Origin of the sequence: Streptomyces nogalater (assembly GCF_039532885.1) — a bacterium.
Lineage (GTDB): Bacteria > Actinomycetota > Actinomycetes > Streptomycetales > Streptomycetaceae > Streptomyces > Streptomyces nogalater.
In genome coordinates this window covers 1-23,847 of record NZ_BAAASM010000044.1, presented here as the reverse complement: position 1 = coordinate 23,847, position 23,847 = coordinate 1, and the positions used below count along the sequence as shown (strand labels likewise).

General features: G+C 71.2%; 21 protein-coding genes, 1 rRNA gene and 1 riboswitch. Of the genes, 10 read left to right on the top strand and 12 right to left on the bottom strand.

The genetic code is table 11. The features are described from left to right. Positions 1 to 33 precede the first annotated feature (33 nt). The 9 genes from ABD350_RS27600 (at position 34) to ABD350_RS27560 (ending at position 8,855) form a co-directional block, all read left to right on the top strand. Positions 34 to 636 carry a hypothetical protein gene (locus ABD350_RS27600; RefSeq protein WP_344351282.1) on the top strand — a complete coding sequence of 201 codons (603 nt, stop codon included), beginning with the start codon at positions 34 to 36 and terminating at the stop codon, positions 634 to 636. 299 nt (positions 637 to 935) lie between these two features. Then, a complete protein-coding gene (locus ABD350_RS27595) occupies positions 936 to 1,142 on the top strand; it encodes a DUF5999 family protein (protein WP_344351280.1) in 207 nt (68 codons plus the stop codon). Between the two features lie 399 nt (positions 1,143 to 1,541). Further along, positions 1,542 to 2,099, top strand: a complete 558-nt coding sequence (locus ABD350_RS27590) for a hypothetical protein (protein ID WP_344351278.1) — start codon at positions 1,542 to 1,544, stop codon at positions 2,097 to 2,099. A 626-nt stretch (positions 2,100 to 2,725) separates the two neighbouring features. Then, complete coding sequence (locus ABD350_RS27585; protein WP_344351275.1) at positions 2,726 to 4,678, top strand: amino acid transporter; 1,953 nt, start codon at positions 2,726 to 2,728, stop codon at positions 4,676 to 4,678. A gap of 66 nt (positions 4,679 to 4,744) precedes the next feature. Further along, positions 4,745 to 5,140 carry a TOBE domain-containing protein gene (locus tag ABD350_RS27580; RefSeq protein ID WP_344351272.1) on the top strand — a complete coding sequence of 132 codons (396 nt, stop codon included), beginning with the start codon at positions 4,745 to 4,747 and terminating at the stop codon, positions 5,138 to 5,140. Between the two features lie 206 nt (positions 5,141 to 5,346). Continuing rightward, the gene (modA, locus tag ABD350_RS27575; protein ID WP_344351269.1) at positions 5,347 to 6,183 is read left to right on the top strand and encodes a molybdate ABC transporter substrate-binding protein; all 837 of its coding nucleotides are present in this window, start codon (positions 5,347 to 5,349) and stop codon (positions 6,181 to 6,183) included. After that, entirely contained in the window at positions 6,180 to 7,040 is an 861-nt protein-coding gene (gene modB / locus ABD350_RS27570) for a molybdate ABC transporter permease subunit (RefSeq protein ID WP_344351267.1), read from the top strand. The genes modA and modB overlap by 4 nt, the downstream gene beginning before the upstream one ends. A gap of 350 nt (positions 7,041 to 7,390) precedes the next feature. Then, positions 7,391 to 8,407, top strand: coding sequence for an ABC transporter ATP-binding protein (locus tag ABD350_RS27565; protein ID WP_344351265.1), 1,017 nt, complete (start codon positions 7,391 to 7,393; stop codon positions 8,405 to 8,407). A gap of 28 nt (positions 8,408 to 8,435) precedes the next feature. Then, positions 8,436 to 8,855: a TOBE domain-containing protein gene (locus ABD350_RS27560; protein WP_344351263.1), complete on the top strand. Its 420-nt coding sequence runs from the start codon at positions 8,436 to 8,438 to the stop codon at positions 8,853 to 8,855. Between the two features lie 55 nt (positions 8,856 to 8,910). Here ABD350_RS27560 and gcvP read toward each other — a convergent pair whose 3' ends face one another. Beyond that, entirely contained in the window at positions 8,911 to 11,796 is a 2,886-nt protein-coding gene (gene gcvP, locus ABD350_RS27555; RefSeq protein ID WP_344351261.1) for an aminomethyl-transferring glycine dehydrogenase, read from the bottom strand. Between the two features lie 174 nt (positions 11,797 to 11,970). Next, positions 11,971 to 12,066: riboswitch (glycine riboswitch) on the bottom strand. A 119-nt stretch (positions 12,067 to 12,185) separates the two neighbouring features. Between gcvP and ABD350_RS27550 the strand changes: the two genes are divergently transcribed. Beyond that, positions 12,186 to 12,557, top strand: coding sequence for a PRC-barrel domain-containing protein (locus ABD350_RS27550; RefSeq protein ID WP_344351259.1), 372 nt, complete (start codon positions 12,186 to 12,188; stop codon positions 12,555 to 12,557). Between the two features lie 441 nt (positions 12,558 to 12,998). On the opposite strand, the gene ABD350_RS27545 is transcribed toward ABD350_RS27550, so the two are convergent. The 11 genes from ABD350_RS27545 to rrf all read right to left on the bottom strand — a co-directional run. Continuing rightward, on the bottom strand, positions 12,999 to 14,648 hold the full coding sequence (locus ABD350_RS27545; protein ID WP_344351256.1) for a DNA polymerase IV: 1,650 nt from the start codon (positions 14,646 to 14,648) through the stop codon (positions 12,999 to 13,001). A gap of 191 nt (positions 14,649 to 14,839) precedes the next feature. Continuing rightward, positions 14,840 to 15,523: a MerR family transcriptional regulator gene (locus ABD350_RS27540; protein ID WP_344351253.1), complete on the bottom strand. Its 684-nt coding sequence runs from the start codon at positions 15,521 to 15,523 to the stop codon at positions 14,840 to 14,842. Positions 15,524 to 15,784: 261 nt separating this feature from the next. Then, on the bottom strand, positions 15,785 to 16,258 hold the full coding sequence (locus ABD350_RS27535; RefSeq protein WP_037684412.1) for a bifunctional nuclease family protein: 474 nt from the start codon (positions 16,256 to 16,258) through the stop codon (positions 15,785 to 15,787). A gap of 85 nt (positions 16,259 to 16,343) precedes the next feature. After that, complete coding sequence (gene ftsR / locus ABD350_RS27530; RefSeq protein ID WP_189998657.1) at positions 16,344 to 17,081, bottom strand: transcriptional regulator FtsR; 738 nt, start codon at positions 17,079 to 17,081, stop codon at positions 16,344 to 16,346. 44 nt (positions 17,082 to 17,125) lie between these two features. Beyond that, complete coding sequence (locus ABD350_RS27525; protein ID WP_189998659.1) at positions 17,126 to 17,956, bottom strand: FHA domain-containing protein; 831 nt, start codon at positions 17,954 to 17,956, stop codon at positions 17,126 to 17,128. A 190-nt stretch (positions 17,957 to 18,146) separates the two neighbouring features. Then, the gene (locus ABD350_RS27520; RefSeq protein ID WP_344351244.1) at positions 18,147 to 19,040 is read right to left on the bottom strand and encodes a DUF881 domain-containing protein; all 894 of its coding nucleotides are present in this window, start codon (positions 19,038 to 19,040) and stop codon (positions 18,147 to 18,149) included. A gap of 5 nt (positions 19,041 to 19,045) precedes the next feature. Beyond that, positions 19,046 to 19,378 carry a small basic family protein gene (locus ABD350_RS27515; protein WP_003988855.1) on the bottom strand — a complete coding sequence of 111 codons (333 nt, stop codon included), beginning with the start codon at positions 19,376 to 19,378 and terminating at the stop codon, positions 19,046 to 19,048. Then, positions 19,375 to 20,292: a DUF881 domain-containing protein gene (locus ABD350_RS27510; protein WP_344351242.1), complete on the bottom strand. Its 918-nt coding sequence runs from the start codon at positions 20,290 to 20,292 to the stop codon at positions 19,375 to 19,377. The genes ABD350_RS27515 and ABD350_RS27510 overlap by 4 nt, the downstream gene beginning before the upstream one ends. A gap of 165 nt (positions 20,293 to 20,457) precedes the next feature. After that, positions 20,458 to 22,953 (bottom strand): sugar phosphate nucleotidyltransferase, encoded by a 2,496-nt coding sequence (locus tag ABD350_RS27505; RefSeq protein WP_344351240.1) that lies wholly within the window; start codon positions 22,951 to 22,953, stop codon positions 20,458 to 20,460. Positions 22,954 to 23,067: 114 nt separating this feature from the next. Beyond that, positions 23,068 to 23,676: a cardiolipin synthase ClsA gene (gene clsA / locus ABD350_RS27500; RefSeq protein ID WP_344351237.1), complete on the bottom strand. Its 609-nt coding sequence runs from the start codon at positions 23,674 to 23,676 to the stop codon at positions 23,068 to 23,070. 107 nt (positions 23,677 to 23,783) lie between these two features. Then, positions 23,784 to 23,847 (bottom strand): 5S ribosomal RNA (gene rrf, locus ABD350_RS38030); the annotation flags it as partial.

Here is a 23,847-nt window from a genome sequence, read left to right as displayed (position 1 = left end):
GCCGCCGCGCCTGTCGAATGAGAGGCGACCCACATGCCGCTGCACCTTCCCCCTGCCCCCGCGCCCGCCCTGCGCTCCGTCCTCACCGCCCTCGGTTCTCCCACCGCGGTCCGTGAGGCGCGCACCCCTTCCCTGCGCGCCGCGCAGGGGCCCACGACACCCGAACTCCCGCTGCCGGTCCATGTGTGGGACCGCATCTCCGAACAAGGCCTGTCCGCGACCCGGCTGGCCGGCTGGCGCTTCCTGATCCGGTGCGGTGACCGCGCGGTGGCCGCGGCCGACACCATGCTCACCCCCGACGGCTGGGCCTTCTCGCACTTCTTCGAAGGCCCGTACGTCGCTTCCACCGAACGCGCCCTGAGCCAGGCCGAGGCACTCCAACTCCCGTACCAGGCAAGGCTGTTGTCCGTACCAGGGCTGTACATGCTCACCCTGTGGCTGCACGGCGACCCCTCCGGTGACGGCACCGAGGGCCACCCGGCCGCCACCGATCTGCTCGTCCCGCTGGCTCCGGCCCCGCCTGGCATACCGGCATACCGTCCCTTCCGTGTCGCCGAGTTGCTTCCGGTGCTGACCCGGCGGGTGACTCCTCTCCCGCTGCTCGGCCCGACCGCGCTCGGCTCACCCGCCGCCTGACCGACACCCGCGTACCCCGCTTCCCGCCCGGGAAGCGGGGTACGGCCGTTTCCGGGGCCCGGGTACGGCCGCTCCGGGCGCCCTCGGCGACCGGACTAGTCCCTTCTAACCAGTGCGAACCATCCGAAGTGACCGTGGGGTTGGGCTGAACCGCCCGCGCGGGTGACGCGTCATGAACCTGTGAGAAGCGGTGGTGGGAAAACCCTGCGGAATGACACGCAGGGGAGAACACTGGATGCAGACCGACTCTTTCATCACGGGGGACGGACATGATCACGACAGAGCGAAAGATCCCGCCCATGTGCCAGCACCAGCCGCCGTGCCCGCCAGCCGAATCCGCCGACCGGGAGTCCGCCCGCCTCGTGGCGCACCACCCGGAGCAGGGGTGGAGCCTGCTGTGCAACGGCGTCCTGCTCTTCGAGGACACCGGTGAGCTGCTGCCCGACGGCCGCATCATCGCCCCGCACCGCCCGCTGGACGCGGAGCAGGTGATGACCGCCGCCTGAGCACGGCACAGCACTACAGGGGCCGGCCGCACACACCCGTGCGCACCGGCCCCGACGCATGCGGGGGCACTCCTCGAAGGTGCCCCGCCGTCGTCGGTACGATCGGTCCGGCTGGCCGGACGCCCGTGCCAGTGGTACCCGTGGTGCCGGTGGCCGTACGGAACGGTCGAGCGATGCCCGGTCACGAGCCCTCGGCGGTGACCCGGGGGGCGGGGTCAGCGGCTCCCTGAGCGGTGTCACGGCCCTACGATGGGCCGCCGCGCCGCCTGTCGGACGAGTCCCGTGCCGGGTCGCGCCGGATCCGGGCGATACGGTCGCGTTTCAAGAACGGCCGCCCCCGCGTCAGGGCGTCGTCAACGGGGGACGTCCCGGGCCGCCGGCGGGTCTACCGTTTTCCCCATGGAGCACCGCGACGACACCCGCCCCCAGGCGACCGGCCGGCACCCGTCCGGCACCGCGGCCGCGGCGTACGACCGCGCCTGGGCCGGGGAGGTACGCGGCGCGGTCCGCTACGCCACCGCGCTGCTCGGGCTGCTGCTGTGTCTGGACGGCGCGGCCGGCTCGCTGACCTGGTGGCGCGGTGCCCTGTGGCTGCTGGCGGCCCTGCTGCTGCTCCTCGTCCTGTACCCGGCGCGCGTGTCGGCCGGCCAGGGCTGGCTGGCCTGCCGCCGCCTGGGCCGCACCCGCCGGGTCCGCACCGATCTGCTGATCGCGGTACGCCCGCTGGACGGCGTCAGCCGACGGCTGGTGCTGCGCGACGCCCTGGGCAACCGGGTCGAGATCGACCCCGATGTGCTGGTCCGCAACCCGGACCTGTGGTACCGGCTCGACGAGGGTGCCCGCCGCGCCGAGACGGCCGGCATCCTGCTGACCGGCACGACCGCCCTGCACCTCCTCGCCCGCCGCGTGAACCGCGAAACCGCCCTGAGCGTGTTCCGCGCGTCGGGCATGGAGTAGCGAGCAGCGACTCCCGGGGCGGTGCGAAGAGCGGCGCGAAGAGCGGCCCCGGGCACCGGCACCGAAGACCAGGCTGCCCTCGGCCTTGGACACCGTCGGCCCGGCGACCGTCGGCCTCCGCCACCGTAAATCCGGAAACCATCGGCCTCCGCCGCCGTAAGCCCGGAACCCTTCGGCCGCCCCGGTCACGCAGGCCCGGCGGCCCGCCCGCGCTCCCTGCGATGGTCCGGGTGCCGCACGCCATGACGCTGGCGCCCGGCGGCCACCCGGGGGCCTCACCCAGCGGGCAAGCGTCCACGCGTCCCGGGCCATGACCCGCGGCGTTCCTCCCCAGCCGGCGAGCAGCCCCGCCCCGCACCCGTATGCCATGACGCTCGGTCGCCGTCACCGTCGTCACCCGTCGTCACCCGGCGGCCCCGCCACCGTGGACACCCGCTCGGCGCCGGCGCGGAGCACCGGCCCCGGCCTCCCGTTCTTCGCGCGGCCCCCGCACTCCCGGTCCATTCTTAACGCAAGCTTGACGCCGTCGGCCCGCCGATCCACAGGCCCGAACGTCACTCTCTGCTTACGCTGGTGCCGCCGTCCGGGTGATGGCCGGAAAGAGCCGCCGCACGTCAGGAGCACCGATGGCCACGACCGAACGCCCTCCCAGTACCGGCCGCCTGCGCGCCTGGATGCTGGAAGGCCTGTCCGACCTGGCCAAACAGCATCCGGGACCGCACGCCGAGCCGGAGCCCGCCCACAAGGGCCAGCGCTGGTGGCGGGTGATGTGCCTGACCGGTGTCGACTACTTCTCCACCCTCGGTTACCAGCCCGGCATCGCGGCCCTGGCGGCCGGGCTGCTGTCCCCGGTGGCGACCGTCGTGCTGGTCGTCGTCACCCTGGCCGGCGCGCTGCCGGTCTACCGGCGCGTGGCCGAGGAGAGCCCGCGCGGCGAGGGGTCCATCGCGATGCTGGAGCGGCTGCTCTCCTTCTGGAAGGGCAAGCTGTTCGTCCTGACCCTGCTGGGTTTCGCGGCGACCGACTTCCTGATCACCATCACGCTCTCGGCCGCGGACGCCTCCACCCACCTCGTGGAGAACCCGCATCTGACGGAGGCCCTGCACGACAAGCAGATGCTGATCACCCTGTTGCTGGTGGCGCTGCTCGGCGCGGTGTTCCTCAAGGGCTTCCTGGAGGCGATCGGCGTCGCGGTCGCCCTGGTCGGCGTCTACCTCGTCCTCAACCTCGTCGTCGTGATCACCGGCCTGTGGCATGTCGTCACCGCCGGACATGTGATCACCGACTGGAGCGGCGCCCTGACCACCGAGCACGGCAACGTCTTCGTGATGATCGGCGTGGCGCTGGTCGTCTTCCCGAAACTCGCCCTCGGCCTGTCCGGCTTCGAGACCGGCGTCGCCGTCATGCCGCACGTCCAGGGCGACCCGGGCGACACCGACGAACGGCCGGCCGGCCGGATCAGGGACACCAAGAAGCTGCTGACCACCGCCGCGCTGGTGATGAGCTGCTTTCTGATCACCACCAGCTTCATCACGACGCTGCTCATCCCGGAGCGGGAGTTCAAGCCGGGCGGCGACGCCAACGGCCGCGCGCTCGCCTACCTCGCGCACGAGTATCTCGGCAACGCCTTCGGCACGCTGTACGACGTCTCGACCATCGCCATCCTGTGGTTCGCGGGCGCCTCCGCCATGGCCGGCCTGCTCAACCTGATGCCGCGGTATCTGCCCCGCTACGGCATGGCCCCGCACTGGGCCCGGGCGGTACGCCCGATGGTCGTCATCTTCACCCTGGTCGCCTTCCTGGTGACATGGATCTTCGACGCCGACGTCGACAAGCAGGGCGGCGCCTACGCCACCGGCGTGCTGGTGCTGATCAGCTCGGCCGCGATCGCGGTGACCATCGCCGCACGCAAGGCGGGCCAGCGCGGCTGGACCCTCGCGTTCGGGGCGATCTCGGCGGTGTTCCTCTACACGACCGTGGTGAACGTCGTCGAGCGGCCGGACGGCGTGAAGATCGGCGCCTGCTTCATCGTCGGGATCATGCTGATATCGCTGCTGTCCCGGCTGGCCCGCGCCTTCGAGCTGCGGGTGACCCATGTGACGCTCGATCCGATGGCGGAACGGTTCGTCCGGGACATGGCCCACCGGCGGATCCGTTTCATCGCCAACAAGCCGGGGCTGCGGGACCAGGTCGAGTACCGGGACAAGGCCGAGCAGATCAGGGCCGACAACGACATTCCGGAGCAGGAGGACTTCGTCTTCGTCGAGGTCACGGTCACCGACCCGTCCGAGTTCGAGGCGGGGCTGACCGTGCGCGGCGAGGTGCTGCACGGCCGCTACCGGGTGCTGACGCTGGAGTCCGCCTCCATCCCGAACGCCCTCGCCGCGCTGCTGCTGCACGTCCGGGACGCCACGGGCCGCACCCCGCACATCTACTTCGAGTGGACCGAGGGCAGTCCGTTCGCCAATTTCCTCCGTTTCTTCCTCTTCGGCCAGGGCGAGGTCGCCCCGGTGACCCGCGAGGTGCTGCGCGAGGCGGAACCGGACCCGGAGCGCCGACCGCGGGTCCACACCGGCTGAGCCGGACCACCGGCCACGGCCGGCCCCGTAACCATGTTCCCCAGCGGTGGCCCTATCGTGACCGGCATGCAGTCCTACACGATCGGCCAGGCCGCGCGGCTGCTCGGCGTCAGCCCCGACACCGCCCGCCGCTGGGCCGACGCCGGCCGGGTGGCCACCCACCGCGACGAGTCCGGACGCCGGCTCATCGACGGCAGGGATCTCGCCGCGTTCTCCGTCGAACTCGCCAAGGGTGACGGCGGCGAGGAGGAGACCCCGTACACCTCGGTCCGCAACGCCTTCCCCGGCATCGTCACCGCGATCAAGCTCGGCGATGTCGCCGCCCAGGTGGAGATCCAGGCCGGCCCGCACCGGCTCGTCTCGCTGCTGACCCGGGAGGCCGTGGAGGAACTGGGCCTGGAGGTCGGCATGGAGGCCACCGCCCGCGTGAAGTCGACGAACGTACACATCGACCGCGTCTGACCGGTGCGTCGCCGACGGCCGCTGCCAGGCCGTCCGCCGCCGACACCGTGCGAACGCACATGCAAGCTACAAGCCTCGGACTTCCGGCTCATGCGATGCGACAGGAGACTTCCACCTCGCAGATGCGGCAGTATCATCGCCGCACGGCCGATCAGCGGGCGTGTCAGGGCGCGACCGTTGTCCAAGAACCGAGGAGTCGATCCGTGATGACCCGTTCCGTGCGCCGGACCCGGCGGATGCTGCGACTGGCCGGTGCGGGAGCCGCCGCCGTACTGGCCCTGAGCGCCTGCTCCGCCGCGTCGGACTCGTCCGGCGAGGCGGACACCAAGGCGTCCGGCTCCTCGGACGCGTCGGCTTCCGCGAAGCTGTCCGGCACGGTGACCGTGTTCGCCGCCGCCTCCCTGAAGGAGAGCTTCACGACCCTCGGCAAGGAGTTCGAGCACCGGCACCCCGGCACGAAGGTCAGCTTCAACTTCAGCGGCAGCGACACCCTCGCCGCGAGCATCACCGGCGGCGCCCCGGCCGATGTCTTCGCCGCCGCCAGCCCCAGGACGATGAAGACCGTGACGGACCGGGGAGACACGGCGGGCACGCCGGTCACCTTCGCGCGCAACCAGCTGGAGATCGCCACCCGGCCGGGCAACCCCGCCAAGGTGTCCTCCCTGAAGGACCTCACCAAGTCCGGGCTGAAGGTCGTCCTGTGCGACAAGGCCGTGCCCTGTGGCGCCGCCGCGCGAAAGGCCCTGGACGCCGCCGGGATCGAGCTCACCCCGGTCTCCTACGAGCAGGACGTCAAGAGCGCCCTGAACAAGGTGCGACTGGACGAGGCGGACGCCGCGGTCGTCTACAAGACCGATGTGAAGGCCACGCAGGGCAAGGTGCAGGGCGTGGAGTTCCCCGAGTCCGCCGGCGCCGTCAACGACTACCCGATCGCCGTGCTGAAGAACGGGGGGAACGCCGAGGCCGCCCGGGCGTTCATCGCCCTCGTACGGTCCGCCGAGGGCCAGAAGGTGCTGGGCGAGGCCGGGTTCCTGAAGCCGTGACCCCTCTCGACAAGCCCGGCGCCGTGGCCAGCCCCCGCACGGGCCGGCCGCGGCGCCGCCGTGCCGGTACGGGGAGCCGGCGCGGGGTGCCGTTGCCTCTGTTGCTGCCGGGCCTGCTGGCGCTGGCGTTCCTGCTGCTGCCGCTGCTCGCGCTGCTCGTCCGCGCGCCCTGGCGCACCCTGCCGGAGCAGCTCGGCAGCGGCGAAGTGTGGCAGGCGCTCCAGCTGTCGCTGATCAGTGCCACCGCGGCGACCGCCGTGAGCCTCGTCCTGGGCGTGCCGCTGGCCTGGCTGCTGGCCCGTACGGACTTCCCCGGCCGTGGCCTGGTACGCGCCCTGGTCACCCTGCCGCTGGTGCTGCCGCCGGTCGTCGGCGGTGTGGCGCTGCTGCTGGCCCTGGGCCGCAACGGTGTCATCGGGCAGTGGCTGGACGCGTCGTTCGGGATCACCCTGCCGTTCACCACCACCGGGGTCGTGATCGCGGAGGCGTTCGTGGCGATGCCGTTCCTGGTGATCAGCGTCGAGGGCACCCTGCGCGCCGCCGACCCGCGCTACGAGGAGGCGGCCACCACGCTCGGCGCGTCCCGCTTCACCGCGTTCCGCCGGGTCACGCTGCCGCTGATCGCGCCCGGCATCGCGGCCGGCGCGGTGCTGGCGTGGGCGCGTGCGCTCGGCGAGTTCGGCGCGACGATCACTTTCGCGGGCAACTTCCCCGGCCGCACCCAGACCATGCCCCTCTCGGTCTACCTCGCCCTCCAGAACGACCCGGAGGCCGCCATCGCCCTCAGCCTCGTGCTGCTCACCGTGTCGATCGCGGTCCTCGCAGCCCTCAGGGACCGCTGGATGACAACCCCATGACCCACACCGACCCCCGCTCCGACAACCGAGCCCCCAAGGACACCACCCCCTCACCCACGCCACCCACGCCCACCGACCGAACCACCACCTCGGACCACCCCTCGACAACCCCCACACACACCACCTCAACGCCCCGCACGGCCACCACCCCGGACCACCCCACCGCCACCGCCGACGGGGCCGCCACTCCACCCCCACCCGCGGCCGCCGACGGCGCTCCGCCCCCGCCGGGGCCACCCGCAGCCGACGACGAAAGCCGCACGGGTGGTGCCGGTGGGAACCCTGGTCCGGCCGAAGGCCGGCAGGGTCAGCCCCTCCCGTCCCCCGCCCACGGCCTCGACGCCCACCTCGTGGTCGACCGCCCCGGCTTCCGCCTGGACATCACCCTGACGGCCGCCCCCGGCGAGGTCGTGGCCCTGCTCGGCCCCAACGGCGCCGGCAAGACCACCGCCCTGCGCGCCCTCGCCGGCCTCACCCCCCTGACGGACGGCCACCTGCGCCTGGACGGCACCCCCCTGCAGAACACGCCCCCCGAGTCCCGCCCGGTCGGCGTCGTCTTCCAGGACTACCTGCTCTTCCCCCATCTCTCCGCCCTCGACAACGTCGCCTTCGGCCCCCGCTGCCAGGGCACGGGCAAGACCGAGGCCCGCGCCCTGGCGGCGGCCTGGCTGGACCGCATGGGCCTCGCCGGCCACGCGGCCACCAAGCCACGCCGTCTGTCCGGCGGCCAGGCCCAGCGCGTGGCCCTCGCCCGCGCCCTCGCCACCCGCCCCCGCCTGCTGCTCCTGGACGAGCCGCTGGCGGCCCTGGACGCCCGCACCCGGCTGGAGGTCCGCGCCGGACTCCGCCGCCATCTGGCGGAGTTCGAGGCCGTCTCCGTCCTGGTCACCCACGACCCGCTGGACGCCATGGTGCTCGCGGACCGGCTGGTGGTCGTGGAGCACGGCAGGGTCGTGCAGCAGGGCACCCCGGCCGACATCGCCCGGCACCCGCGCACGGACTACATCGCCCGGCTCGTCGGCCTCAACCTCTACCGGGGGCGGGCCGCGGGGCACACCGTACGGCTCGACGCCGGGCCCGCGATCACGACGACGGAGGAGCTGTCCGGGCCGGCCTTCGTGGCGTTCCCGCCCTCCGCCGTGACCCTGTTCCGGGACCGGCCCTCCGGAGCGAGCGCCCGCACCCTGTGGCGCTGCGAGGTCGCCGGCCTGGAGACGCACGGCGACCGGATCCGCGCCGACCTCACCGGCGAACTGCCGCTCGCCGCGGATCTGACGACGGTGGCCGCCGCCGAGCTGGACCTGCGCCCCGGTACACCGGTCTGGGCGACGGTGAAAGCGACGCAGACCCACGCATACCCGGCTTGACCGGGCCCGCGTCCTACCGTGGGTGCCCATGACCCTGAGCATCCGCAACCAGTTGCCCGGCACCGTCACCGAGGTCCACGCAGGCCGGGTGATGGCGACCGTCAAGGTCCGGCTGGACGGCGGCCCGCCCCTGCTGGCCGCCATCACCCGGGAGGCCGCCGAGCAGCTCTCCCTCGCCCCCGGCCGGCCCGTGCACGCCCTGGTGAAGTCCACCGAGGTCGCCGTCGCCGCCCGCCAGGCCGAGGGGCTGTCCATCCGCAACCGGTTCCCCGGCACCGTCACCGAGGTCCGCCCGGGCGAGGTCATGGCCTCCGTGAGGATCGCCACGGCCGCCGGTGAGCTCACCGCCGTCATCACCAGGGACGCGGTCGCCGACCTCGGCCTCTTCGCGGGCTCCGAGGTCATCGCCCTGATCAAGGCGACCGAGGTCTCGCTGGCGGCACCGTAGCAGCGCAGAAGGCCCCGCCCGGGTTCCGGGCGGGGCCTTTCGGGAGCGGGTTCGCTCAGTCCTCGTAGGCGTCCAGCGGCGGGCAGGAGCACACCAGGTTGCGGTCGCCGTAGGCCTGGTCGATGCGGCGCACCGGCGGCCAGTACTTGTCGGCGGCGGAGACACCGGCCGGGAAGACGGCCTCCTCACGGCTGTAGGCGTGCGCCCATTCGCCGCCCAGCGCCGCCGCGGTGTGCGGGGCGTTCCGCAGCGGGTTGTCCTCCGCGGGCCACTCGCCCGAGCCGACCTTCTCGATCTCCGCGCGGATGGCGATCATCGCGTCGCAGAAACGGTCCAGCTCGGTGAGGTCCTCCGACTCGGTCGGCTCGATCATCAGCGTGCCGGCCACCGGGAAGGACATGGTCGGCGCGTGGAAGCCGTAGTCGATCAGGCGCTTGGCGACGTCGTCCACGCTCACGCCGGTCGCCTTGGTGATCGGGCGCAGGTCGATGATGCACTCGTGCGCGACCAGGCCGCCGGGGCCGGTGTAGAGCACCGGGTAGTGCGGCTCCAGGCGCTTGGCGATGTAGTTCGCCGACAGCACGGCCACCTGGGTGGCCCGCTTCAGGCCCTCGCCGCCCATCAGCCGGACGTACGCCCAGGAGATGGGCAGGATGCCGGCGCTGCCCCACGGGGCCGCCGAGATCGGGCCCACGCCCGTCTCCGGACCGGCCTCCGGCTGGAGCGGGTGGTTCGGCAGGTACGGCGCGAGGTGCGACCGGACCGCGACCGGACCGACACCCGGACCGCCGCCGCCGTGCGGGATGCAGAAGGTCTTGTGCAGGTTCAGGTGCGAGACGTCACCGCCGAAGTGGCCCGGCTTGGCGAGGCCGACGAGCGCGTTGAGGTTGGCTCCGTCGACGTACACCTGGCCGCCGGCCTCGTGAACCCGGGCGCAGATGTCGGCGACGTGCTCCTCGAACACACCGTGCGTGGACGGGTAGGTGATCATCAGCACCGCCAGCTCGTCACGGTACTGCTCGATCTTGGCGCGCAGGTCCTCGACGTCGATCTCGCCGTCCTCGGCGGTCTTGACGACGACGACCTTCATGCCGGCCATCACGGCGCTGGCGGCGTTGGTGCCGTGCGCGGAGGACGGGATCAGGCAGACGGTGCGCTGCTCGTCGCCGTTGGCGCGGTGGTAGCCGCGGACGGCGAGCAGACCGGCCAGCTCGCCCTGGGAGCCGGCGTTCGGCTGGAGGGAGACCTTGTCGTAGCCGGTGACCTCCGCGAGCCGGTCCTCCAGCTCACGGATGAGGGTGAGGTAGCCCTGCGCCTGCTCGGCGGGCGCGAAGGGGTGCAGCTGCCCGAACTCGGGCCAGGTGACCGGCTCCATCTCCGTGGTCGCGTTGAGCTTCATGGTGCAGGAGCCCAGCGGGATCATGCCGCGGTCGAGCGCGTAGTCGCGGTCGGCCAGCCTGCGCAGGTAACGCAGCATGGCGGTCTCGGAGCGGTGCTGGTGGAAGACCGGGTGGGTGAGGTAGGCGTCGGTGCGCAGCAGCGCCTCGGGCAGGGTGTCCTCGGCGGTCGCGTCCAGCGCCTCGATGTCGGCCTCGACGCCGAAGGCGGACCAGACGGCGTCCAGCCCGGCCCGGTCGGTGGTCTCGTCACAGGCCACGGAGACGTGGTCGGCGTCGACCAGCCGCAGGTTGACGCCCTTGTCCCGGGCGGCGGCGACGATCGCGGCGGCCTTGCCCGGCACGCGCGCGGTGACCGTGTCGAAGAACGCGCCGTGGACGACCTCGACACCGGCGGCCTTCAGGCCCTCGGCGAGGAGGGTGGCGTAGCGGTGCGTACGCCGCGCGATGGTCTGCAGCCCCTCGGGACCGTGGTAGACGGCGTACATGCCGGCCATCACGGCGAGCAGCACCTGCGCGGTACAGATGTTGCTGGTGGCCTTCTCCCGGCGGATGTGCTGCTCACGGGTCTGCAGCGCGAGCCGGTAGGCCTTGTGGCCGTCGACGTCGACGGAGACGCCGACCAGGCGGCCGGGCAGGCTGCGCGCGAACTTCTCGTGTACGGCCATGTAGCCGGCGTGCGGGCCGCCGAAGCCCATGGGCACGCCGAAGCGCTGGGTGGTGCCTACGGCGATGTCCGCGCCCAGCTCACCCGGCGAGGTCAGCAGGGTCAGGGCGAGCAGGTCGGCGGCCACGGTCACCAGGGCGCCCAACTCGTGCGCCTGGTCGATGACGGGCTTGAGGTCCCGTACGGCACCGGAGGCGCCCGGGTACTGGATCAGCACACCGTTGATCTCGCGCTCGGCGATCTCCGCGGGGATGCCGGCGGACAGGTCGGCGACGACGACCTCCACGCCGGTCGGCTCGGCACGGGTCTCGATCACGGCGATGGTCTGCGGCAGCGCGTCCGCGTCGACCAGGAACAGGCCCTTCTTGTTCTTGCCCATGCGCCGGGACAGGGCCATCGCCTCGGCGGCGGCCGTGCCCTCGTCCAGCAGGGAGGCGCCGGAGGTGGGCAGCCCGGTCAGCTCGGCGACCATCGTCTGGAAGTTCAGCAGGGCCTCCAGACGGCCCTGGGAGATCTCCGGCTGGTACGGCGTGTAGGCCGTGTACCAGGCGGGGTTCTCCATGACGTTGCGCAGGATGACGGGCGGGGTGAAGGTGCCGTGGTAGCCCAGGCCGATCATGGAGCGCAGGACCTGGTTGCGGTCGGCGAGCGAACGCAGTTCGGCGAGCACCTCGGCCTCGGTGCGGGCGCCCGGCAGGTCCAGGGAGTCGGCGTTCTTGATCACATCCGGGACCGCGGCGGCGGTCAGCTCGTCCAGCGAGCCGTACCCGACCTGCGCGAGCATCTTGGCCCGCGCCTCCTGGTCGGGCCCGATGTGGCGCTGCTCGAACGGGGTGCCCGCTTCGAGTTCGGAGAGCGGAATGCGATGGGCGGTCATTGCGGAGGCCTCCTGGTCTGACGCGACCTGCGAGGGGCACCCCGGCGCGGGTACCCCGACGGCCTCCCCCTCTGTCATCTGCACCTGAGAGCTTCACCGGACGCCCGCGGGCACCGGCTTTCACCGTCGGTGAGGGCGGGAGCCGTCGACGCCCGCCCTGCTTTCCAGAGTGACCTCGTCCGTGCGGTACGTGAGCCTGAGAGATTCCGGGGAGGAGTTGCTCCTTCGGCGCCTCCGAGGTGGGTCGGAGGACTCTCCCGCGCGGGGTCAGCAGCCGCTGTCAGCCTACCAGCGGGGTCAATGGGGCAGCCTTCAAGTGGCCGCCTCCCCCAATGTGCTCTTTCGTAGTGCTTACGGATGAGTTGCGACCACGTGGAGGGAGAGGGACCGTGCAGACCGACATCGATCCGCGCAGCCTGATCGGCCGCAAGGCGTTCGACCGCGAGGGCGCCAAGATCGGCACGATCGACGAGGTGTACCTGGACGACGCGACCGGCGTGCCCGAGTGGGCGGCCGTACGCACCGGCCTGTTCTCCCGGGACGTCTTGGTGCCCCTGGGGCCCAGCGAACTCGTCGACGGCACGCTGCGCGTCCCCTTCGACCGCGCCCTGATCAAGGACGCCCCCGACTTCGGCGTGGGCCGCCACCTCTCCCCCGAGCAGGAACTCCAGCTCTACCACCACTACGGCCTCGACGCGGCCTCCCCTCCCCCGCTCCCGGACCACGACTTCGGCAGACTGGCAGGCTCGGAAGAAACCTGACCCGCCCTCCCCCTCCCCCAGCACGTCTCCCCGCCCGCGACATAGTCCTGCCCCTGTCCCAACCACGGCCACCCCGGCCCCCGGCCCCCGGCCGCGGCCACCCTCCAAGGCCCATCCCCATGCCGCCCCCAGGCCCCGACCCGAACGAGGCCCGCCCCCAGCCCGGGGCCCCTCCCTGGGTGGGAGCCCCTTCCGTAAGCCGGGCCACGTTCCAAGCGCCGGCCGCTTCCGATACACACGCACCCCCCCGCCTTCGGCCATCTCCGAAGCACGGTCCACCGCCTGAGCGTGCCCCTCTTCCCCACCCGGACCGCGTTTCAGGCACCGACCACTTCCAGCACACAGGCCCACGCCAAGCGCGAACCTCCCCCGCCCTCGGCCATGCCCCGGAGCACGACCCCCTCCCCAGGCGAGGATCTCTTCCGCAACCCGGACCGCGTTTCAGGCGCCGGCCGCTTCCGGCGCGCGGCCCCCACCCCAGGCACGGCTCTCTTCCGCAACGTGGGATCCCTCCAGGACGGACGACTCCTCCACAGGGGACTCCGCCAGGGCGCGGGGCCCTTCCGGGGCGGGTGGCTCCTCCAGGGCGGGAGGCCCCTCCTCGGCTTGGGATCCCTCCGGGACCGGCGGCTCCACCCGGGGGCGGGTTTCCTCCGGGACGGGCGGCTCCGCCCGGGGGTCGGACCCCTCCGGGGTCCGGGGCGGAGCCCCGTGGCGGTCGTCTTTCGGCGTACCGGGACGGGCGAGTGGGTGGGAAAAGTGATCCCCGACCAACGGCAACGGATCCGCCGACTCCAGCGCAGGATCGTCGGCAAAGAACGTCCGCACACGCCCCGGCCCGGACTGAGGCGTCTCGAACCGCACCGTCACTCTCCCCAGCCCGCTCCCCTGCACCCAGCCGGGCCCGTACTCGGCGTGCCGCACATCCTGCCCGGCCCGCCACTGCCGTTCGACGGGCTCCGGCCGCTCCGCCTCGACGGCGACGGCGGTCTCCTCCGGCTCCTCCACCACGGGCACCGGCATGGCCTGCGCGAACAGGTCCTCCTGGGTGTAGTCGGCGAGCCCGGAGACCCCGACCCCGAGCAGCCGCACCCCGCCGGTGGTGTCCACGGAGTCCAGCAGCCGCGCCGCCGCCTCGCGGATGACGACGGGATCGTCCGTGGGTCCTCTGAGCGTCTCCGAGCGGGTCAGGGTCGAGAAGTCGTACCGCCGCACCTTGAGCACGATGGTCCGCCCGGACAGCCCGGCCCCGCGCAGCCGCCGCACACACCGGTCGGCCAGCCGCTGCACCTCCAGGCCGACCCGCAGCCGGTCGTGGATGTCCACGTCGTAGGTGTCCTCCACCGACACCGACTTGGCTTCCCGCTCGGCCACCACCGGCCGCTCGTCCCGGGCGTGCGCCATCGCGTACAGCGCCTGCCCGTGTGCCTTGCCGAGCAGCCGGACCAGTTCGTCCTCGCCGGCCTCCGCCAGTTCCTGCACCGTGGTGATCCCGGCCCTGCGCAGATGGTCCCCGGTGGCCGGCCCGACCCCCGGCAGCGTACGCACCGGCATGGGCGCCAGCATGTCCCGCTCGGTACCCGGCTCGATCAGCACCAGCCCGTCCGGCTTGGCCTGCTCGGAGGCGATCTTCGCGAGCATCTTGGAGGCGGCGAGCCCCACCGAGCCGGTGAGCCCGGTGACCGCGCGGATGTCCGCCCGCAGCTTCTGCCCGGCCCGGCGCGCCGACTCCTCGTCCCACGCCGTTCCCCCGGCCTCCAGGTCCACGAACGCCTCGTCCAGGCTCAGCGGCTCCACCAGCGGCGACAGCTCCCGCAGCAGCGCCATCACCTGCTCGCTGATCGTCCGGTACAGGGTGAAGCGCGGCACCAGATAGGCGGCGTTGGGTGCCAGCCGGCGCGCCTGGGCCATGGGCATCGCCGAGTGGACCCCGAACACCCGTGCCTCGTACGACGCGGTGGCCACCACACCGCGCGGTCCGAGCCCGCCCACGACGACCGCCTTCCCGCGCAGGCTCGGCTTGGACGCCTGCTCCACCGAGGCGAAGAAGGCATCCATGTCGAGATGCAGGATCGTGGGCGTGTTTCTCACATCTCCGATGCTGCACCACGGCACTGACAATGCGGTCGAGCCGGGTGCGCCCGTCGGCGGAACCGGCCGGTTCGGACCGGCCGTAAGCGTCATACCGGACCGCCTATGAGCTCGACACGCCGGACCGCCTTTGAGTTCGACACGCCGGACCGCCTCAGCGCGATGCGCCGGACCGCCCGGACGCGGCAGCGTCAGACCGCCCGGTTGCGGCGCCGCGCCAACTCGTCCGCCGGGTTGTGCCCGACCAGCGTCTCGCCGGTGTCGACGCGCTCGCCGTGCAGCTGGGAGAGAGCGCTTTCCACATCCCGCCACACCACGCCGACGGCGATTCCGAAGATGCCCTGACCGCCCTGGAGCAGCGCGTGCACCTCGTCCGGCGAGGAGCACTCGTACACGGTGGCGCCGTCACTCATCAGGGTCATCCGCTCCAGGTCGCGGAAACCGCGTTCCCGGAGGTGCTGCACGGCTGTGCGGATGTTCTGCAGCGATACGCCCGTGTCCAGAAAACGCTTCACGATCTTCAGGACGACGACGTCCCGGAAGCTGTACAGCCGCTGGGTGCCCGACCCGTAGGCGGGCCGCACGCTGGGCTCGACCAGACCGGTACGGGCCCAGTAGTCCAGCTGCCGGTAGGTGATGCCGGCGGCAGCGCAGGCCGTGGGCCCGCGGTAGCCGATCTGCTCGGACGTCATGGACGCCACCCCTCCGCCGTTCGGCACCGCCGTCGGCAGCTGCGGAGCGTGCTCCACCGCGCCGCCGGGATGGGCATGTCCCCCGCCTGAACGCAGCCGCGAACTCGGGGGCGGGTACGGACCGCTCTCCCCGAAAGCGCGTCCCGGGGCACCCCCGACCGTACCGTCGCCGCTGGTTCTCACGCCGACCTCCGTCCTTGACCTGCCTTCTCGACGGTAGGCAGTCACCAGGGGTGCGTCAACGATCGCCACACTCGGCACGCCGAGTGATAATCACCCTAGGAGTGGTTTCCCGTGTCCCACCGCGGGGAAAGGCTAGCCGAATGCGCTCGCGGCGAGCCGTAGGACGCTCTCACTGCCACAGGCAGGTGCCAGGACGCCGACCGTGCGCATCCGCCGACCTCGCCGGGCAAAGCACCTGGTCCGGCGGGCCGGGCGGAGCGCTCACTGGCTGCTGGTGCCGAAGTCCTCGGGGGAGATCTGGTCGAGGAACTCCCGGAACTTCTCCACCTCGTCCTCCTGCTCGTCCGGAATGGCGATGCCCGCGTCGTCCAGCACCGTGTCACTGCCGAAGATCGGCGTACCGGTGCGCAGAGCCAGCGCTATGGCATCGGAGGGGCGGGCGCTGACCTCGACCCCACTGGCGAACACCAGCTCCGCGTAGAAGACGCCTTCTCGCAGATCGGTGATGCGCACCTCGGTCAGCTCCTGGCCGACGGCCTCCAGCACGTCCTTGAACAGGTCGTGGGTCAGCGGTCGCGCGGGGGCCATGCCCTGCTGGGCGAAGGCGATCGCCGTCGCCTCCCCCGGCCCGATCCAGATGGGGAGATAACGGTCGCCCCCCACTTCGCGCAGGAGCACGATCGGTTGGTTGGAGGGCATTTCGACCCGGACACCTACGACATCGAGCTCGTTCACACAGCAACCCTAGGCCGTGCCCGGGACGTTTGGGTAGTCGGGCCGGGAACAGGTGCCCGATCCGGCCGCCCGAGACCCCCTTGTTTCACGGGATCCGCACACCGAGAGCGGTCTTCACCAAGGCCGCGTGCAGCTTCATCGTGAGGTCCGCCAGCTCCTTCGTACGCGCCTCGGCGTGCGCCCTGGTCTGCGGGTTCCGGTGACGCTTGAGCGGGGCCACGATCTGGTCGACCAGGCCCGCCTCACGGTCCGCGGCGGCCTTCATCACCCGCAGGTGGCGCGGCTCGATCCCGAACCGGCCCAGCTCGGCCACCAGCGCGGCCACCGTGACGGCCTCGGCGTCGTACGCCCCGTCCTCCAGCGGAGCGATGAGCCCGTAGGACTCCCACTCCTTCAGCTCGCCCTCGTCGATGTCCGCCGCGGCCAGCAGCTCGGCCCGGCCCACCCTGGCCACCGTGGGGCCCTCCACGGCCGCCGCGGCGTCCTGCGCGGTGCGCTGGCGCCCGACCAGGGGCAATGGGACGGCCTCGCCCCGCTCCATGGCGTCCAAGTGCTCCCGGATCACCTTGAGCGGCAGATAGTGGTCCCGCTGCATCCGCAGGATGTGGCCGAGGCGCTCGACATCCCCGGCGCTGAACTTGCGGTACCCCGACGGGGTCCGCCGCGGCTCGACGAGCCCCTCCGACTCCAGGAAGCGGATCTTGGAGATGGTGACTTCGGGGAACTCGTCGCGCAGCACGTTCAGCACCGTGCCGATGCTCATCAGCCCACTGTCCCTGGCGGCGGTACCGCTTCCGGCACCGCCGCTCGGTGTTTGAAGCATGGACCTTCCCTCTGGGGTTCCCCCGGACACCGTCCGGGGGCGGGTCAGTAGCCCTGCCGGCTCGCGTAGAACACCAGCCGGTACTTGCCGATCTGCACCTCGTCACCGTTCGACAGGGCGACCTGATCGATGCGCTCGCGGTTGACGTACGTGCCGTTCAGGCTGCCCACGTCGGCCACCGTGAAGGAGCCGTCCGGGGAGCGCCGGAACTCCACGTGCCGCCGGGAGACCGTCACGTCGTCCAGGAAGATGTCGCTCTGCGGGTGCCGGCCGGCCGTGGTCAGGTCACCGTCCAGCAGGAAGCGGCTGCCCGAGTTCGGGCCCCGGCGCACGACGAGCAGCGCCGAACCCGGCGGCAGCGCGTCCACCGCGGCCTGTGCCTCCGGGGAGAGCATAGGCAACGGCGTCTGGCCGGTCGCCTCGGAGTCGTAGGCCTCCAGCCCCGAGATCGAGATCGTGGACGTCGTCTCGGAGGCCCGCTCCGGCGTCAGCCCGGGACGCAGCGGCGCCCCGCAGTGGGAACAGAACCGCGCGTTCTCCGGATTGCGGTTACCGCACCTCGTACACACCAGGACCGACATCGACGGATCCTCCTGCCGCGGCTGCCCCGCCGGGGCATTGGACGCGTACGGGCCGGAGGCGAACCCTCCACCCGTACCTGAGGTTGACGGTTGCCCGAAACCTATGCCGCCGGACTGGGCAGGGTCAACTGACGCCGCGCCCTGACCTCCCTGAATGTCACCACCCGGACCAGCGACCTGGTCCCGGAACAGCGGGCGCTGGCCCTCCGCGTCAGGCTGTGCGCGATGGCGAGCGGTCGCGTTGTCGCTGCCCTCTCGCGCGCTCTTGCCGAACAACTTCGCAAACAACTTCACGGGCGATTCCCCTTGACCGAAACAGACCCGCCCGTGGGGCAGGACGAACCCTGATTGCCTACACCGGCCGAGCCGGACATTCTCACAACGTCCGTAACCACCAGACAGTTTCCACCACGCACCACCCCTTCGGTGCGCCGACCCCCCGCAACCTCTTGCCCCTGCCCGACAGCCCCCATGCGCCGCCGGTTCACTGGGAGGACGACCGAGCGTAGTCAGGCCGCTCCGCCCGCCGCAAGGCGTCCACGACGATCTTGTCCGACCGCTCGACGGTCACCGTGGCCTGCTCTTTCTCCAGAGTCTGCACCACGCCTCCAGGGATGTTCAGCGCCGGCTCCAAGTCCTGCGGCTTGCCGATGACCCTGAAACGATACGGTGCGTTGATCTTGTTCCCGTCGACGCTCACACTCCTGTCGGAGTCGGCGAAATAGGTTCCGGCGACCACCCGGACCCCGTTGACCTGGATCGCCTCCGCGCCGGCCGCGCGCAACTCCTGGATCGCGTCGAGCAGCATGTCCGCCTTGACCGTCCCCTTCGTGTCCTCGATCGTCATGGTGATGCCGGGACCCTGTGCCGCCACGGTGCCCGCAAGGATGCCGAGTTGCCTCGCCTTCTCGGCGGTCTGTCTGCGCGCCTCCGCGGCCTGGTCGGAGCTGCTCTGCAGTTCCTGACGCTGCTTTTCGAGTCCCTGCTTCTCGTCCTCAAGACGCTGTGTACGCGAATCCAGTTCATCGAGGATGCGTACAAGATCTTCCTGGCGTGCGCCGCGCAGCGCGCTGTCGGTGTCGCTGTTCGACGCCACCTGCACGGCCAGGCCGAAGCCGAGGCCGAACAGCAGCACGGCGACGATGAGTTGCGCCCGGGTGAACCGCGGCGGCCACAGGCCCTTGACGAGCCGCTGCCGCCCCGTCAGCGACTGCGGGGGCCGCTCCTCGGCCGGCCGGCCGGGCGCGGGCGCCGGCACCTCGGCCGGCAGCTCCCTGCGCAGCCGGTTCCCGGGCCGGTCGTCCGGCTCACCGTGGGCGTTCCGCCCGTTCCGGTCGTTCCGCTCGTTCAGGCCGCTCTGGCCGTTCTGGTCGCTCATGGAGGTCACGCCCGGAACACGTGCCGTCGGATCGCCGCGGCGTTGGAGAAGATCCGGATGCCCAGGACGACCACCACGCCCGTGGACAGCTGCGCGCCCACGCCCAACTTGTCGCCCAGGAACACGATGAGGGCGGCGACGACCACGTTCGACAGGAACGACACCACGAAGACCTTGTCGTCGAAGATGCCGTCCAGCATCGCCCGCAGACCGCCGAAGACGGCGTCCAGCGCGGCGACGACGGCGATCGGCAGATACGGCTCGACGACCGCCGGAACCTCGGGCCGGACCAACAGGCCGGCCACGACTCCCACGACGAGGCCCAGTACGGCGATCACGATGTGCCCTTCCCGGTTTTCTCGGACTTCGGCTGTGCTGTACGTACGATCACACTGGGAGCGGCGGGCAACCGGACCTCGCCCTCCGTCGAGATGGTGGCGCGGATCCCGTAGTTCTCCTCCAGGGCGTGCAGGTACAGGCCGTCGGCGCTGTTCTGGAACCTGGTGCTCAACCTCTGCCCGTCCCCCACCGCCAGCACCGTATACGGCGGTACCAGCGGCCTGTTGTCGACCAGTATCGCGTCACCCGCGGCCCTGATCGCGGACAGGGCGGTCAGCCGCTGCCCGTTGACGGAGACCGCCTCGGCCCCGGACGCCCACAGTCCGTTGACCACACGCTGCATGTCCCGGTCCCGGACCCGGCCGGTGTCGGAGAAGCCCGACGTCTCGCGGGGGTTGCCGCCGTCCCCGCCGCCGGCGGCCTCCTTGGCGTCGTTCACGACGAGTCTGACGCCGGGGCCGTGCACCGCGGTGGCACCCGACAACAGGCCCACCAGGTCCGCCTCGGCGCTGCCGCCGCTCGACTTCAGGGCCGCCCGACGGCGCGCGTCGACGTCGTCGCGCAGCTTGTCGACGGTGCTCTCCAACCGGTCGGCGTCCGCGGTCTCGCTGTCGACGCGGTCGATCAGCTCCTGGCGCTCCTTGGCCACCACGGGCGCCGTCACCCGCGCCTGGGCCGCGCCCACGGTCACCACCAGCGCCGCGAGGACCAGCCCGGCGGCCAGGCCCAGTTTGGCGCGCAGGGTCTTCGGCAGACCGCCCTCGCCCGCGGACTTCCGCCGGGCGGCGGCCTCGGCGTATCCGTCGTCGAGGCTGTGGTCCATGACGTTGGTGATCAACGACATGGAGGCGTCCGGGCGCTGCGGCCGCGTGAGGCTGCTCCGAACGGGGGGTTGCTGCGGCATGCCGCACATCGTCGCACGTCGCGAGCAGTACCTCCGAACGGCCCCACCGGCGTGCCGGACAGGCCCCCTTGAGGGACACTTGTCCGGCACGCGCGCGTGCGGGACCTTACTCCGTCCCGAGCCGTCCGGTACCGCCCGGGGACGCCGTGCCGACGCCCCCGGGCCTGTGCGTGATCACCGGCCGGCGCTGTCCACGACGGCCGACCACTCGTCCAGCAGGGCCTGCGCGGAGGCGTCGTCGGGGCCCTCCGCCCACAGATGGGTGACCGCCTCGGCCGGGTCGGGCAGCACCATCACCCAGCGCCCGTCGGTCTCCACCACCCGCACACCGTCGGTCGTGTCGACGAAGCGGTCCCCGGCGGCCTCGACCACGCGCCGCATCACCAGGCCCTTGACGGCCCACGGCGTCGCCAGATCGCGCTTGAGGACGTGCGCTCGCGGGATCCGGGCGTCGATCTGGCTCAGCGTGAGCTGCGTGCGCGCCACCAGCCCGATGAGCCGTACGAAGGCCGCGGTGCCGTCGTACACGCCGCTGAACTCGGGGACGATGAACCCGCCCTTGCCATCGCCGCCGAAGATGGTGCCCTCTTCGCGCCCGACGCGCGTGAGGTCGTCCGGCGACGTGGTGGTCCACTCGACCTGGGTGCCGTGGTAGGCGGCCACCTGCTCGGCGATCCGGGTCGTGGTGACCGGGAGCGCCACCCGTCCGCTGCGCCGCTCGGCGGCCACCAGGTCCAGCATCACCAGCAGCGCCCGGTCGTCCTCGATGATCCGGCCCTTCTCGTCCACGAGCGACAGCCGCTCGCCGACGGGGTCGAACCGCACACCGAACGCGGCACCCGAGGACGCCACTATCTCCCCGAGCCGCACCAGCCCCTTGCGCCGCATCTCGGCCGTCTCGGTGGGCCGGGACTCGTCCAGACCGGGGTTGATGGTCAGCGAGTCCACCCCGAGCTTGCCGAGCAGGCTGGGCAGTACCAGCCCGGCGCTGCCGTTGGAGGCGTCCACGACGACCTTGAGCCCCGACTCGGCTATCCCGGTCGTGTCGACGTTGCGCAGCAGCGACCCGGTGTACGAGTCGAAGACGCTCGCCGGGAAGTGCAGGTCGCCGATCTCGCCCGGGAACGCCCGCCGGTACTCCTGACGCGCGAACACCCGGTCGAGCTTGCGCTGGCCGCCCTGCGAGAGGTCCCCGCCCTGCCCGTCGAAGAACATGATGTCCACGGAGTCGGGGACACCGGGCGAGGTGCGGATCATGATGCCGCCGGCGCTGCCCCGCGCGGTCTGCTGCCGGGCCACGGGCAGCGGCACGTTCTCCAGGTCGCGTACGTCGATGGCGCTGGCCTGGAGCGCGGAGATCACCGCACGCTTGAGCGCCCGGGCACCGCGGGAGTGGTCGCGGGCCGTGGTGACCGTCGAGCCCTTCTTCAGGGTCGTCGCGTAGGCACCGGCGAGCCGTACCGCCAGCTCCGGTGTGATCTCCACGTTCAGGATGCCGGAGACGCCGCGGGCGCCGAACAGATGCGCCTGACCGCGTGACTCCCAGATCACCGAGGTGTTGACGAAGGCGCCGGCCTCGATGGTCTTGAACGGGTACACCCGGACGTTGCCCTGGACGATCGACTCCTCGCCGATCAGGCACTCGTCACCGATGACCGCGCCGTCCTCGATCCGGGCGGCACGCATGATGTCGGTGTTCTTGCCGACGACACAGCCACGCAGATTGCTGTGCTGCCCGATGTAGACGTTGTCGTGCACGACGGCCTTGTGCAGGAAGGCCCCGCTTTTGACGACGACGTTGGAGCCGACCACGGTGTGCTCGCGGATCTCCGCGCCGGCCTCGACCTTCGCGTAGTCGCCGATGTACAGCGGCCCGCGCAGTACGGCGTCGGGGTGCACATCTGCGCCCTCGGCCACCCACACGCCGGGGGAGATCTCGAAGCCGTCGATGTCGACGTCGACCTTGCCTTCGAGGACGTCGGCCTGGGCCTTCACATAGCTCTCGTGCGTGCCGACGTCCTCCCAGTAGCCCTCGGCGACATAGCCGTAGATCGGCTTGCCTTCCTTCATCAGCTGCGGGAAGACGTCACCGGACCAGTCGACGGGTACGTCCGGATCGACGTAGTCGAAGACCTCGGGCTCCATGACGTAGATGCCCGTGTTCACGGTGTCGGAGAAGACCTGTCCCCAGGTCGGCTTCTCCAGGAAGCGTTCGACCTTGCCTTCCTCGTCGACGATGGTGATGCCGAACTCCAGGGGATTGGGCACGCGGGTCAGACAGACCGTGACCAGCGCGCCCTTCTCCTTGTGGAAGTTGATCAGCTCGGTGAGGTCGAAGTCGGTCAGGGCATCGCCGGAGATGACAAGGAAGGCGTCGTCCTTCAACGCCTCCTCGGCGTTCTTGACGCTTCCGGCGGTACCGAGTGGCTTCTCCTCATTGGCATAGGTGAGCTCCATGCCGAGCTCTTCGCCGTCACCGAAGTAGTTCTTTACGAGCGATGCCAGGAACTGCACGGTGACGACGGTCTCGGTGAGCCCGTGCCTTTTGAGCAGCCGTAGCACATGCTCCATGATCGGGCGATTCGCCACGGGCAGGAGCGGCTTGGGCATGCTAGAGGTCATGGGGCGCAGGCGTGTGCCTTCGCCCCCGGCCATCACGACGGCCTTCATGTCGGAAGCGTCCTCCTCCAAGAGACGACGGTCTAGCCGACTTCACCCGTCCAGATTGTCCCGCACTTTTACACCGCGGGCCATCGAGGCGTTATGTCTGGACAATCGCCGAGCTCAATCGGCCATGGTGTCCGCTCGAACCAATCGGCGGACCTGTACCACGTAGAGCACTCCTGCCCACCAATACAGGGTTGTACCCCATCCGGCGAAAGCCCATCCGAAAATAGCGGCGAGTGACGAGATCCAACCACTTCCGTCACTGAGCAGCAGGAGCGGGAAGGCGTACATCAAGTTGAACGTGGCGGCCTTCCCGAGGAAGTTCACCTGGGGCGGCGGATACCCGTGCCGGCGGAGGATGCCCACCATGACCAGCAGAACCAGTTCTCGCGCCAGCAACAGCGCGGTCAGCCACAGGGGCAGGATCTCCCGCCAGGTGAGCCCCAGGAGCGTGGAAAGCACGTACAGGCGGTCGGCGGCGGGGTCGAGGAGCCGGCCGAGGCTGCTGATCTGATTCCAGCGCCGGGCGAGCTTGCCGTCGAGATAGTCGCTGACCCCGCTGAACGCCAGCACGAGGAGGGCCCACCCATCGCTCTTCGGGCCGCCGAACTCCGGCCTGAGGATCAACCACAGGAACAGGGGTACGCCGACGAGCCGCGCCATGCTGAGGATGTTGGGGATGGTGAGGACCCGGTCCGTTTGGACACGGGTCTCCTGGACCTCCACCCGGGGGCCTCCTGTGCGAAACGAGCCAATGATGCTCACTGACTTTACCTCAACGCAAAAAAGCTCCGGCTCCTGGGCAGTGCCCAAGAGCCGGAGCTTCAAAAGGAGTTCGGCGGCGTCCTACTCTCCCACAGGGTCCCCCCTGCAGTACCATCGGCGCTGTGAGGCTTA